This window comes from Sphingomonas sanxanigenens DSM 19645 = NX02 (assembly GCF_000512205.2).
Classification (GTDB): domain Bacteria; phylum Pseudomonadota; class Alphaproteobacteria; order Sphingomonadales; family Sphingomonadaceae; genus Sphingomonas_D; species Sphingomonas_D sanxanigenens.
Genome location: NZ_CP006644.1, coordinates 1,218,048 through 1,231,563, shown reverse-complemented (window position 1 = coordinate 1,231,563; position 13,516 = coordinate 1,218,048). Strand labels below are relative to the sequence as shown.

Annotated in this window: 10 protein-coding genes; 6 read left to right on the top strand and 4 right to left on the bottom strand. The window is 63.0% G+C overall.

Annotated features, from left to right (window positions below; genetic code table 11):
* Nucleotides 1–9: 9 nt before the first annotated feature.
* From NX02_RS05840 to NX02_RS32245, 3 genes are all read right to left on the bottom strand, one after another.
* Nucleotides 10–1,689: a glycoside hydrolase family 3 protein gene (locus NX02_RS05840; protein ID WP_039996430.1), complete on the bottom strand. Its 1,680-nt coding sequence runs from the start codon at nucleotides 1,687–1,689 to the stop codon at nucleotides 10–12.
* A 115-nt stretch (nucleotides 1,690–1,804) separates the two neighbouring features.
* Nucleotides 1,805–4,120, bottom strand: coding sequence for a TonB-dependent receptor (locus tag NX02_RS05835; protein ID WP_245648772.1), 2,316 nt, complete (start codon nucleotides 4,118–4,120; stop codon nucleotides 1,805–1,807).
* Nucleotides 4,121–4,191: 71 nt separating this feature from the next.
* Nucleotides 4,192–4,539, bottom strand: a complete 348-nt coding sequence (locus NX02_RS32245; protein WP_158013934.1) for a hypothetical protein — start codon at nucleotides 4,537–4,539, stop codon at nucleotides 4,192–4,194.
* Here NX02_RS32245 and NX02_RS05830 point away from each other — a divergent pair.
* The 5 genes from NX02_RS05830 to NX02_RS05810 all read left to right on the top strand — a co-directional run bounded on the left by NX02_RS05830 (nucleotide 4,538) and on the right by NX02_RS05810 (nucleotide 12,009).
* Nucleotides 4,538–5,812, top strand: coding sequence for a spinster family MFS transporter (locus tag NX02_RS05830; protein ID WP_158013933.1), 1,275 nt, complete (start codon nucleotides 4,538–4,540; stop codon nucleotides 5,810–5,812). The genes NX02_RS32245 and NX02_RS05830 overlap by 2 nt on opposite strands.
* A 27-nt stretch (nucleotides 5,813–5,839) precedes the next feature.
* The gene (locus tag NX02_RS05825; RefSeq protein WP_025291253.1) at nucleotides 5,840–7,327 is read left to right on the top strand and encodes a sulfatase family protein; all 1,488 of its coding nucleotides are present in this window, start codon (nucleotides 5,840–5,842) and stop codon (nucleotides 7,325–7,327) included.
* 95 nt (nucleotides 7,328–7,422) lie between these two features.
* Nucleotides 7,423–9,153 carry a sulfatase family protein gene (locus NX02_RS05820; RefSeq protein WP_025291252.1) on the top strand — a complete coding sequence of 577 codons (1,731 nt, stop codon included), beginning with the start codon at nucleotides 7,423–7,425 and terminating at the stop codon, nucleotides 9,151–9,153.
* A complete protein-coding gene (locus tag NX02_RS05815) occupies nucleotides 9,150–11,045 on the top strand; it encodes a sulfatase-like hydrolase/transferase (protein ID WP_025291251.1) in 1,896 nt (631 codons plus the stop codon). The genes NX02_RS05820 and NX02_RS05815 overlap by 4 nt, the downstream gene beginning before the upstream one ends.
* Nucleotides 11,046–11,091: 46 nt before the next feature.
* Complete coding sequence (locus NX02_RS05810; RefSeq protein ID WP_025291250.1) at nucleotides 11,092–12,009, top strand: formylglycine-generating enzyme family protein; 918 nt, start codon at nucleotides 11,092–11,094, stop codon at nucleotides 12,007–12,009.
* Here NX02_RS05810 and NX02_RS05805 read toward each other — a convergent pair.
* Nucleotides 12,006–12,998 (bottom strand): IS481 family transposase, encoded by a 993-nt coding sequence (locus NX02_RS05805; protein ID WP_025291249.1) that lies wholly within the window; start codon nucleotides 12,996–12,998, stop codon nucleotides 12,006–12,008. The genes NX02_RS05810 and NX02_RS05805 overlap by 4 nt on opposite strands.
* A 145-nt stretch (nucleotides 12,999–13,143) precedes the next feature.
* Between NX02_RS05805 and NX02_RS05800 the strand changes: the two genes are divergently transcribed.
* Nucleotides 13,144–13,434: a transposase gene (locus NX02_RS05800; RefSeq protein WP_047099744.1), complete on the top strand. Its 291-nt coding sequence runs from the start codon at nucleotides 13,144–13,146 to the stop codon at nucleotides 13,432–13,434.
* Nucleotides 13,435–13,516: the final 82 nt, after the last annotated feature.

The following is a 13,516-nucleotide window of genomic DNA, read 5'->3' as shown; positions in this document are numbered from 1 at the left end:
GCGTCGTCCTCACCACCGCAACTGCTCCTGTCCGCAAAAAGGATCGATCGGGCTGACCCCGGTGAACGACGCTTCGCCGACCATCCGCTTGACGGTCTCCCGCTGGACCGGCTCGATCGCGCTATAGGCGTTCACGCAGGTCATCATCTGTGGGGCGTCGTAGAGATAATAAGGCTGGCCGAAGGACACCAGCGCCGTCGGGATCTCCCGGCTGAACTGCGTCATCGCCTTGCGATTGGAGCCGTGCAGCTTCGCAAGGTCCAGAAAAATGCGCGACGCGCTGGGGGTCGCTTCCTGTCCGACGAGGTACAGGACGAGGTCGGTGTCCTCCGGCGTCGGCCACTGCTCCATCTCCAGCATCCGCGGCTCGAAACCCCGCGCCCGCAGCTCTTCCAGAACAGGATCATAGCTGCGCAAAATCGCGCCGTCCCAGAAACTGAAGCCTTCATCCGCGATGATGACGATCCGTCGATGGGTTTCGGAATCGAGCGGAAGCAGTCTCTGTGTGTCCTTGACCAGGGTGACGCTCCGGCCTGCGGCGTCCACCGCCACGGAACGGTTGGCCGGCGTTTGCAACGCATCGCGCATGGATTCGAGCGGCATGATGCGTTCGGCCGGGTTAACCGCGTGCAGCCCGAGACGAGCCTTCAGCGTCAGTATGCGGGTCACCGCTTCGTAAAGCCGGGCTTCAGAGAGACGCCCTTGGCGGAGACCGTCCAGCATGAAGCCAAAGTCCCGTTCCGGCGCGCGGCTGAACAGGAACATGTCGCACCCGTTCTCGATCACCGCTGGTACCGCCTCCGAGCGCTCCATCCAGCCGGTAAGCCCGCCCATGCCGGTCGCATCGGAGATGATGAGACCGCGAAAGCCCAGCTCATCGCGCAGTAAACGCTGGTTCAGCAGATGCGACACGGTGGCGGGCTGGAACGCTTCCCTCCCCGCTTCGGGCATGTGCGCGCGGATATAGGCCGGAAAAGCAATATGGGCGGACATGACCGTCATCACGCCCTCTTCGATCAGCTGGCTGTATATGCGGCCGAAAAGACCATGCCATTCCTCGACCGACAGCGGATTGACACTGGTGACGAGATGCTGATCCCGGTCGTCGAAACCGTCGCCCGGCCAGTGTTTCAGGCAGGCGGCGATGCCTTCCTCCTGAAGCGCGCGGACGTAGGTGCTGGCCTGGGTCAGAACCCGATCCGGTTCCGACCCGAAGGAGCGGGTGCCGACAATGGCGCTACGGAAGGCATGGTTGATGTCCACCACGGGACCAAAGGACCAGTCGTAGCCGAGCACGCGGCTTTCCCGCGCGACGAGCCGGGCAATAGCCTCAGTCATCGCCAGATCGTCGCAGGCGGCGATGCCCATGATGTTGGGCACGGCGGTGGCAAAGGGATAGCTGATCGTGCCGCCCTCGATGTCGCCGGTGAAGATCGGCGGCACCGCAGAGCCTTCGATCATATGCATCGTTGCATCGCGGAACGTGGCGAGGTCCGGGCGCGGGAAACGGTTTATGCCGCCGGGCCTCAGCTTCAGCAGCGGGTCCAGTTCCTCGCGGCTGTCCTGCGACGTCGAGAAGAGGAAGAGTTGTCCGACCATCTCCTCCACGCTCATGGTGTCGCGCGTGCGCTCCACCCATTGGCGTGCGGCCGCATCGATATGGAGGGGCTCGGCCGTCGCGGTCGGCATGACGATCACCCCTCAGCTCGCAACGTCAGACGGGTGATGGGCCAGAAGGAAGGCATAATAATCCCTGGTAGAGGAAAAGGCGTGGCCGGGCTTCAAAAGCCCGGCCCCCACAGGATCAAAAGCGAGCGCTGAAGATGGCGCCGAAGTATCGGCTGCTATCCTTATTGTACGTCCCCACCAGATCGAGCGGGTTGGCGGTGGTCGACATCAGAGAATTATGCCCGATGTTCGTCAGGTAGTTCTCGTCGAAGATGTTCTTCACGAACAGCGAGACGCCATAGCGCTTATCCGCCGTCGTGACACCGACCGTCGCATCGACCAGCGTATACGCAGGCTGGATCGTCAGCGGATCGAGTTCCGACGTGAAATATTGCGCACTGGTGAAGTTGACGCTGGCCTGCGCGAAGGCGTTGAAATTATCGCCTTCATACTCGTAGCGCGGCGTCACGCCGATGCGCCAGTCCGGACTCGCCTGCAGCGGGCGATTGCGCAGATTCTGCTGCGGCGTGGCGCCGGGCGCCGTCCGATAGCAGATGTTCAGCGGCGTGCCGCTCATGACGGGCGCCGCCGCCTGGAGCTGAAGTGCGCAATTGAGGCCATCGATGTTGATGCGCGACTGCGCGTAGGTGACGGCAGCGTTGACCGAGAAGGAGTCGGATGGACGCAGCGTGGCTTCGATCTCGAAGCCGCGGCTGCGTGACGAACCGGCATTGGTGGTCACGAACTGGATCACGCCCGTGGCGGGATCGGAGCGGTTGGCCTGAACCTGAAGGTCGGAATAGTCGGCCTGGAACAGCGCGGCCGAGATGCTGAGCGTGCGATCGGCGGTGCTGCCCTTGAAGCCGATTTCATAGGCGTTCACATGTTCGGGCTGGATGGCCTTCTGATTGGCGAGATCGCCGCCGATCTCCATTTCATAGCCCAGCCCCTTATAGCCACGTGTGTAGCTGGCATAGATCTGCGCGTTGCGGTTGAATTCATATTGCAGGCCCGCCTTGCCCGTAATGGCCGTGTCATCCGCCGAAAAGCTGCCACTACGGGGCGGGTTGCCGGGGAAGATCGCGTCGCCGGCGACGATGGGCGCGATGCGATAGCCGCTGTTCGTGCCCTTTTCATATTGCACGCGGATGCCGCCGATCGCGCGAAGCCCGCCGACGATGCGATAGTCCGCCTGGCCGAATGCAGCGATGCTGTCCTGCTTCAGCCGGATGCGGCTGGCAGCGGACTGCCAAACAATGTTGGCGGGAGCGCAAGGCTCGCCCACGACACCCGCAGTGCAGCGCGCCCGGCGACGGTCAAAGGGACGCAGGATGTCGCTGTGCATGTAGAATATGCCAGCGACATAGTTGAGATCGGAACTGCCATTGTTGGCGATACGCAGTTCCTGCGACCAGCCCTTCAGGTCAACGGCGCCGTGATTTTGATTCCAGAACGTGTAGGGCGCGAAGGCCGCAGTCCCAAGGAAGATCGGCGACGTCGCGGCGATGCGGTCGATCGGCTGGTTGACCTCCAGATCATATTTCTGGAACGCGCTGATCGACGTGATCGTGGCGCCGCCAAGATCCCAGTCGGCCTGAAGCGAATAGTTCTGAGCCTCGCTGTTCGCATAGGTCTCGGCGTCGTCGCTGATCTCCCGGTTGTCGCGCGTGGCGTTGATCGGTCCGACAAGCGACTGGAGCACCGGATTGCTGATCTGGATCAGCGTGGAGGCGCAGCAATCCGCATCCGTCTTGCGATATTCGCCGGCGAACAGCAGCGTCAGATTGTCCGTGACGTCCCATTCCAGCTTGCCGCGAACGCCCCAGCTCTTCGTGCCGTTCACCCACTGGTCGGTGGCGATGTTGCGCGTGATGCCCTGGACATCGCTGTAGAAGCCGGAAACGCGGGCGCGCAGCGTGTCGGTGATCGGACCCGAAACCGTGCCGCGCGCGCGATATTCATTATGCTCGGCGATGGTGATGTCGCCCCTGCCCTCGAAGTCACGCGACGGACGCGCCGTCGTCACGCTGATGACGCCGGCCGACGCATTCTTGCCGAACAGCGTGCCCTGCGGACCGCGCAGGACTTCGACGCGCTCGACATCAGCGAGTTCGGAGAATCCCTGCGCCGAACGCACGGCGACGACGCCATCCACCACGACCGAAACGGAAGGCTCTACGCCTTGGCCGAAGAGCGCGGTGCCGACGCCGCGGATGCGGAAGCTGGTGTTGGTGGGGTTCGCGCCCTGCTGGAACGACAGCGACGGCACCGCCTGCACCAGCCCGTTGGTATCGTTGATCTGGCGCGAGGCCAGCGTGTCGGCACTCACCGCCGTGACTGCCAGAGGGATATCCTGCAGGCGCTCCGCGCGCTTCTGTGCGGTCACGACGATGTCTTCCGACTGGCTTTCAGTCATGACCTGGTCCTGCGCCACGGCGGGCGCCGCCAGCATCGCTGCACCCAACGCGATAGCGGAAACCGCCGATATCCTCATACCGTTCTGCCTGCCCATTTCAGATCCCCTCACTTGAACGTTTTTTCACGTCGAGGCTGGCGGCGGCGGCGCCCGGCGTCGCGTCCTCGCTGATGTACCGCTACATTACTTTCCCACCACTTTGTCAATCCGATTTCTCGCGCTGGATGTTGCTGCGGGCGGATCAGCGCCCTTCCTGCAACATGGCTTCCAGAAATTGCCGCAATTGCGATGAAAGGCACGCCCCGCGCGCCATGGCGGCGCCCGTCATCGATATTGACAGTCGCATCGATTTTCGCATTGTAGCGGTAAATATAGAGGAGAGGGGTTGAAATGGCCGAATCGGCTGTCAGAGAAACGTGGCCATCGTCCAGACAGGCTTGGTTCGCGGCCATCATGCTCGCTGCCGCCAACACCCTCGCCTTCGTCGATCGCCAGGCGCTCGCCCTTCTGGTCCAGCCCATCAAGGACGATCTTCAGGTCAGCGACACGGCCATGAGCCTGCTCTACGGCCTCAGCTTCACGATATTCTATGTCCTTGTCGGCATTCCAGTGGCCCGCCTCGCCGACCGCGCCAATCGCCGCAACATCGTCGCGGCGGCCATCTTTGTCTGGAGTGTCGCAACGGCCCTGTGCGGGGTTGCCCGTAGTTTCGGTACGCTGTTCATCGCGCGCGTCGGCGTGGGCGCGGGCGAAGGTGGCCTCAGTCCCGCCGCCTATTCAATCCTTTCCGACTATTTCCCCAAGGATCGGCTGCCCGCCGCCATGGGCGTCTATCAGATGGGCATCTATGTGGGCGGAGCCGCCGCCCTCCTGATCGGCGGCCTGCTCGCCAGCGTCGTGCCACCTTCGAGCATCGTGACCGCGCCGGTGATCGGTGCGGTGAAGGGCTGGCACCTTGTATTCCTCATGCTGGGATTGCCGGGCCTGCTGCTCTCGATGCTGATGCTCCTCGTGCGCGAGCCCGCACGCATGGGCGAAGGCGGGCAGCAGCCCAGTCCGCCGCTTTCGCAGGTCTTCGCCCACATAGGCCAGCATTGGCAGGCCTATGTGGGCATCAGCTTCGGCTTCGCCCTGATGATCCTGGTGGGCAACGCGACCGGTGCCTGGATTCCTGCCTTTCTGGAAAGGAAATTCGGCCTGACAACGGCGGAAATCGGAGGTCTCTACGGATCGATCACCGCTGTCTGCGGCGTCAGCGGCACCCTGATCGGCGGCTTCGTCGCCGCGGCTCTGCGCCGACGCGGGATGGCGAATGGTAATCTCTACACCGCGCTGTTTGGCTTCGTCAGCCTCATTCCGGTCACGGTTCTCTTCCCGCAGATGCCGACAGCCGCGCTTTCTTTCTCGCTGATCGGAGCGATGAACTTCCTCGCCGGCTTCAACTTCGGCGGTGGGCTCGCAGCCTTGCAGGAAATCACGCCGAACCGCATGCGGGCGTCGGTTTCGGCGGGCTATATGCTGATGGTGAACCTGATCGGCGCGGCTGGCGGCCCGTTCGCCATCGCGTTGGTGACGGACTACTGGTACGGCGATCCGCAATCGCTTCCCAATGCCATCACCCTGGTGTGCGCCATCGCATCGCCGCTATCGGTCGCCGCCCTGCTGCTTGGCCTCAAAGGCTATAGCCGCACCATTGCGGGGCCGCGTGCCGCCCCGAAAGCGGCCTGATCCGCACCCATCTGGAAGGCCTCCGTCATGTTCCTGCGCGCCCGCCGCTTCCTCTCCACCGTCGCCCTCGCCACCAGCGCCCTGTCGATCGGCCTTACGGGCTGCGCCGATACGCACGCGACCTCTTCGCGTGCAGCCGTGCGCGCAGTTGTGCCCATATCGAAGGGCCGACCCAACATCGTCATCATACTGGTGGACGATCTCGACTGGGCGGATGTGTCGACCTACGGTCGCAGCGATGTACCGACTTCGAACATCGACCGCATCGCAAAGAGCGGCGTGGCGTTTTCGGACGGCTATGTCGCGGCTTCGGTCTGTGCCGTCAGCCGCGCTGCGCTGCTGACCGGCCGGATGCCGCAGCGCTTCGGTTTCACTTACAATATCAATGACGAGGGCGACCGCGGCGCCGGGCTACCCGTGGATCAGCAGACGCTGGCCGATCGGCTTCGTCCGCTCGGTTATCGCACGGCTGCGTTCGGGAAATGGCATCTGGGTTCCGATCCGCAATTTTACCCCACGCGGCGCGGCTTCGACGAATTTTTCGGCTTTCTCGCCGGCGAGACCAACTATGTCGATCCGGCCACCCCCGGAATCGTGACGACGCCTACGGAGGAAGACAAATATGTCATCGGCCCGCGCACCGGGAATCACGCAATCGTCGAAGGACCGGATGCGCGCGGGGCCGATGACTTCAGTCGCTATCTGACCAATCAGATTACCGATCGCGCCATTGATTTCATCACGCGGGGGGCGGCCAACAGGGACAGGCCCTTCTTTGCCTATGTCGCCTACAACGCGCCGCACTGGCCGCTTCAGGTGCCGCAGGCCTATTACGACCGCTTCGCCCATATCGAGGACCCTGTGCGCCGGACCTATGTCGCGATGATCGCGGCGATGGACGACGGGGTGGGGCAGATACTCGACACGCTGGAGCAGCGCGGACTGCGCGACAACACCATGGTCGTGTTCCTGTCCGACAATGGCTGCCCGCACCGGTTCGGCTTCTGCAACCCCGCCCATCCGTGGGGTGCCGGCAAGTTCACCTATCTGGAGGGCGGGACGCGCGTTCCCTTCATCCTATCCTGGCCGGCCGGCATGGAGACGCGCGGCGTCAGCGCCAGCCCCGTGTCGTCGGTCGATATCGCCGCCACGGTGATGCGCGCCGCCGATCCGGCCCATGCGTTGCCGAAAGAGCTGGAAGGGCACGATCTGGTGACGACCGCTCGGCGGCCGCAACCCGACCGCCTGCTGGTCTGGGGGCAGGAGCCGGTCTATGCCGCCCGGCAGGGCGATAGGAAGCTGTGGCTCTCGCGCGACTGGAACATGTCGTACCTTTATGACCTGAAGGCCGACATCGCCGAAGACCGGGATCTTTCGGCGCATGATCCGGCAAGCGTCAGGCATCTGGGCAAAGCAATCGACCAGTTCCGCACGTCCCTGCCAGCGCCCCTTTGGAAGCTGCACAACACCCGCAAGGTGACGGTGAACGGGCACGAGACGGAGATGGTCTACTGATGAACGCGCTCGCGCCACCCAGGGGAATGGCCCCCCATCCCCATCCGGCAGCGAACAGGCTGCGCACGATGACAAGAGCTTGAGAGGACCGCACGATGTCGAAAAAGAAGAAATGGGCATCCACGCTGCGCCGCGCCCTGACCGGCGCCGCATGCATCGTCGCCTGCGCCATTGCGGCCCCCGTCCCCGTCTCAGCCGCCCCGAACGCGGACGAAGCCGCGCCGGCCGAGCAGCAGCAGCGACCGCGCAACATCATCTTCGTGCTGGTCGACGACCTGCGCTACGATGGCATGGGCTTCCTCCAGCCCGGCGTGCTCAAGACGCCCAACATCGACCGCATGGCCAAGGAAGGCAGCTATTTCCCGAACGCTGTCGTCACCTCATCGCTGTGCAGCCCCAGCCGCGCGACCATCCTTACCGGCCAGACCGCACGCAATCATGGCATCGTCGATAATAATGACAGCAGCGAAACAGGCCTCACCTATTTCCCGAGCTATCTGCAGCAGGCGGGATACAATACGGCCTTCTTCGGCAAGTGGCACATGGGCAGCGAAACCGACGGTCCGCGCCCCGGCTTCGACAAATGGGTGAGCTTCAAGGGCCAGGGAAATTATTGGCCGGCGAAGACGGAAGGCGCACATTCTTCCCCGAACTTCAATGTCGACGGCAAGGCTGTGCCGCAACAGGGCTATATCACTGACGAACTGACCGACTATGCGATGAATTGGCTGACGAAGGAACGCGATCCCAGCAAGCCCTTCTTCCTGTATCTGAGTCACAAGGGCGTTCATTCCGATCCGCTGCCGCCCCCGCGTCATGCGCATCAATATGACAAGGCCAGGTTCAGCTTGCCGGACAGCGCGGCGGACACGCCAGAGAACAACGAAGGCAAACCGGTCTGGGTGCGCAACCAGCGCAACAGCTGGCACGGCATCGACTTCTTCTACAATGCCGATGTGCCGATGACCGAATATTTGAAATATTATTACGGCACGCTCTCGGCGATCGACGACAGCCTCGGCCGCATCATGGACTATCTGCGCAAGAACAAGCTCGAGCAGGACACTCTGGTCGTTTTCACGTCCGACAATGGCTATATGATCGGCGAACATGGCCTGATTGACAAGCGCAACGCCTATCAGGCGTCCGTGCGCGTGCCGCTGGTCGTGTGGGAGCCGGGCACGATCCCCGCCGGCACAGTCAATGAAGGCCGCATCCGCAACCTCGATTTCGCGCCGACCTTCCTCGATGTCGCGGGCGCAGCGCAGCCGAAGCAGTTCGAGGGCAAAAGTGCCTGGGAACTTTGGGAAGGCAAGAAGGCGGCCAATGACTGGAAGCCGGGCGACTTCATCTACGAATATTATTGGGAGTATAATTTCCCGATGACGCCGGGAACCTTCGCTATCGAACGTGACGGTATCAAATATATCCAGTATTATGGCGTCTGGGACACGGACGAGCTGTACGATCTCAACATGGATCCGGACGAGATCCACAATCTCGTCGACGATCCGGCTTGGGCGGCAAAGAAGCAGGAGTTGCGCGTGGCGCTCTTCCAGCAGCTGGCCGACCGCAACGGCCGACATGTCATTCCCTATGGCGCGCGCCTGTCGATCGGTGCGGTGCGCCGCGACGTCGACGGCCAGCACGCCGCCGACTTCCCGGCGGACTGGTATGTGAAGCCCAATCCGATCGACCGGCTGGACCCAATCCTGCCCGACAGCCCCGCCAAGCTGAAGGCAAAGGCCGCGGGCAAGCCGCTGGTCTACACGCCCCCGCTGAAGGAAGAGCTTAGCCGGCAGGTTGAAGGAGCCGGCAAGCGATGACCCAGGACATGTCCCGACGCGCGGTGCTGGGAACGGCAGCCGGTCTTGCCACTGCAGCCGGATCGGGCGCACTGGCAAAGGCGGCGAAGGGCGACCGCCCAAACATCCTGTGGATCGTCAGCGAAGACAATAATCCCTATGTCGGCGCCTATGGCGACAAACTCGCGCATACGCCCACGATCGACGGGCTTGCGAAAAAGGGCTTGCTGTTCCGCCACGTCTATTCCAACGCGCCGGTCTGCGCACCGTCGCGCTTCGGCATCCTGACCGGCGTCTATCCTGAAAGCTGCGCGCCTGCGAACCAGATGCGCGCAGTCGCCGCATTGCCCAAGGACTTCCGGACCTATCCCGAACTGATGCGCGAAGCGGGCTATTTCTGCACTAACAACGCCAAGACCGACTATAATTGCGGCCTCGATCCCAACGCGATCTGGGACGGTCAGGGCAAGGCGGCGCACTGGCGGTCCCGCACGGACAAGACGCAACCCTTCATGGCGGTCTTCAATTACGAGACGACACATGAATCGCGCCTGTTCAAGCCGACCGCAGGCCGGGTGACGCCTGATATGGTGAGCCTGCCCCCCTTCCTGCCCGATACGCCCGGTATCCGGCAGGATTTCGCCAGCTACTACAATCTCATGGAAAAGATGGACGGCCAACTGGCCGAGCGGCTGGCAGAACTGGCGGCCGACGGCCTGGCCGAGGACACGATCGTCTTCCATTATTCCGACAATGGCGGCGTGCTGGGTCGCTCGAAGCGCTACTGCTACGAGGAAGGCCTGCGGTGCGAGATGGTGGTGTATGTCCCGCCCAAATGGCGGCACCTGATGCCGGCCGCGCCCGGCAGCGAGATCGGGACGCCGGTGAGCTTCATCGACCTTGCGCCCACCGTCCTGTCACTGGGTGGCGTCGCACAGCCGCCGCAGATGCGTGGCACGCCGTTCCTCGGCCCGAAGGCGCGGCCGCAGGCTGTCGCCTTCGGCATGCGCAACCGCATGGACGAACGGATCGACTTCCAGCGGACCGTCACCGACGGCCGCTGGCGCTACATCCGCAATTACATGCCGCACCGGCCATGGGGCCAACATCAGGCGTTCGAGTGGCTGGCGGTCGGCTATCAGGAGTGGGAACAGGCGCATATCGACGGCACGCTGAACGCCGTGCAGGATCGATTCTTCCAGACCAAGCCTTATGAGGAATTGTACGACCTGTCCGTCGATCCGCATGAGATCGAGGATCTCGCGCGTGATCCGGCCCATGCCGCAACGCTCGCCCGGTTCGCGCGGATGCTCGACGAGCATATGATCGCGATCAACGACAACGGCTTTCTGCCGGAGGATATGAACGGTGAAGGATGGGGACCGTCGCGTGACCCGAAGCTCTATCCCCTGAAGGAGGTGATGGCGCTTGCCCGCGTCGCTGCCGCAGCCGATCCGGACGGACTGCCGCAGCTGCGCGCCGCGCTTGCCAGCCCTGTCGAGGTCATCCGCTACTGGGGCGCGATGGGCCTTCTCATCCGGGGCGAGGCTGCCCGTCCGGCCCAGGCCGATATGCTGGCCCGGCTGGAAGCGGACCCGTCACCTCATGTGCGCATCCAGCTCGCCGAGGCGCTGGCCCGGCTGGGGGAGACGGGAGCGTCGGTGCCGGCGCTGATCGAACTGTGCGCGCCATCGCGATCATGGCAGGTCCGGCTTCACGCGATCAACGCGCTGACCTTCATTGGCGATGCGGCTAGGCCTGCGTTGGGTACCGCAACGGTGGCGGAAACCGATCCCAAACCTTATCTTGCCAATGCGGCCAAATATCTGAGGCTGAAGCTGACCGGCCAGTATCGGCCGTCGACGCCGATCTTTGACCTCGAGGCGATGAGGGCAGGTGGCGGCGCTGCCTGAAGCCGGCGCGAATGTAAGGATGAACGGGTTGGTCGCGACGAACGGAATGCGGTGGATCGAAGGCGGGACGTTCCGGATGGGATCGGACCGTTTCTATCCCGAAGAAGCGCCGGTGCGCACCGTGCGTGTCGACGGCTTCTGGATCGATGAGACGCCCGTTACGAACAGGGACTTCGCCGCCTTTGCCGACGCGACGGGATATCGCAGCTTCGCGGAAATTCCTCCCGACCCGAAGGACTATCCCGGCATGGACCCGGCGCTGGCGGTTGCCGGATCGCTGCTGTTCCAGCGGACGCGGGGTCCGGTCGATCTCAGCGACTACAGCCAGTGGTGGTCGTTCAGCATCGGAACGGACTGGCGGCACCCCCATGGCCCGGACAGCAGCATCGAGGGGCTGGAGGATCATCCCGTCGTCCATGTCGCCTATCAGGATGCGGAAGCCTATGCCGGATGGGCTGGCAAGTCGCTTCCGACCGAGGCGGAATGGGAATTTGCGGCGCGCGGCGGACTGGACGGCGCGGACTATGCCTGGGGCGACGAACTGGCGCCGGGCAGAGCTATGCTCGCCAATTACTGGCAAGGCGCGTTCCCCTACGGCAACACGCTGGAGGATGGATATGAGCGCACCTCACCGGTGCGCAGCTATCCTGCCAACGGCTACGGCCTCTTCGACATGATCGGCAATGTCTGGGAATGGACGTCCGACTGGTATGGCCAGCCCCGGGTCGAACGCAAGAGCAAGGGCAGTTGCTGCGTTCCCGCCAATCCACGCGGCGCGACGAAGCGCGAGAGTCTCGATCCAGTCACACCGAAGGTCGCGATCCCGCGCAAGGTACTGAAAGGCGGTTCCCACCTGTGCGCCGCCAATTACTGCCAGCGCTACCGCCCAGCCGCACGCCACGCGCAGGCGATCGACAGTTCGACCAGCCATATCGGCTTTCGTTGCATTTCTCGTTCGCGTTAGATGTTTGGTCCCGGGATTTGGTGGGTCGGATTTGACGTAAAGCGGTGTGGCTCTTTGAGCCACGTTTTGCAGATAGCTTCGTAGGGTGTGAGGCCCTTGAGGGTCTTGAGCCTGCGGCCGAAGTTGTAGGCGGCGACAAAGTCGCCAAGATGCTGCCTGAGCTGGTCATGATTGTCGTAGTGGTAGCGTTTGACGGTGGCTTCCTTGATGGTGCGGTTCATCCGTTCGACCTGCCCGTTGGTCCAAGGATGACGCGGCTTAGTGAGCCGATGATCGATGTCGTTCTGCGCGCAGGCGAGCGCGAAGGAGTGGCAGCGGAACCGTTCGCCAGCCGTGATCGCGAGCTTGACCTCTTCGACTGCGGAGCCCGGATACTTCGGATCAGTGAAGTGGATGCCGTTGTCGGTGAGCACGGTGTGCACTTTGTACGGGACAGCGGCGATGAGGTGCCGAAGGAAGTCGGCTGCGACCCTCGTGGTGGCCTTTTCATGCAGTTCAACGAAAACAAACTTCGAGGTCCGGTCGATCGCGACGAGCAGGTAGAGCCTGCCTTCCTCGGTACGAACTTCGGCGATGTCGATATGGAAATAGCCGATCGGGTAGCTCTTGAACTTGCGCTTATTGGGCGCATCGCCCTCGATCGTGGGAAGCCGCGAGATGCCGTGGCGCTGGAGGCATCGGTGCAGCGACGAGCGCGTCAGGTGCGGGATGGTGGCCTGCAAGGCATACAGGCAGTCGTCCAGCGGTAGTAGCGTATGTCGGCGGAAGGCGACAATCACCGCCTCGTCCTCGACCGACAGCACGGACGATCTGGCGACCTTCGGTCCGGTCGGCAGATCGGCTGTGGAGGTTCGCTTCTTCCACTTGACGACCGTCTTCTGGTTGATGCCGTGCCGCTTCGCCAGCGCCCTCAGGCTCGCTTGACTACGCTGTATCGCTCGACGGACTGCCTCAGTCGTTGTGGCGCTCCCGTGGAGTACCTGGCCCATAGCGCTTCCTTCCAGCTGCCGGTGAATAATGCACCATCAAAGCCTGGGATCAAACATCTAGAGGCTGAGTTGGAGTGGGCCCCTTGGGTCGGACAGGCAGCACTGAAAAGATTGACCATGAGACAGGGCTTTTGGAGAAGAGCCTATGCCAAGACATCGATCCCATAATGTGGAGTTCAAGCGCCAGGTCGTCGAAGAGTATCTCGCCGGCGAGACGCTCCACGGCCTGGCCAAGCGCCATGACATTTCCCGCCAGCTGATCCGCATCTGGATCGAGAAGTACGAAGCCGGAGCCTTTGACGACGACGCCCGCGCTGCCGACTTGGTCCAGCAGTACGAGGCGCGAATTGCGACACTGGAGCGTCTGGTTGGCAAGCAGGCTCTCGAGCTGGAGTTTTTAACAGGGCGCGGAAAAACCCTTCTTGAGGCCCGGTGATCGCCGGGATCGAGGGGTTTATCGGGGAACGGTTTGGGGAAGTCGGCATCAGGTGGCAGTCGTTGGCTGCCAGAACCCGCCG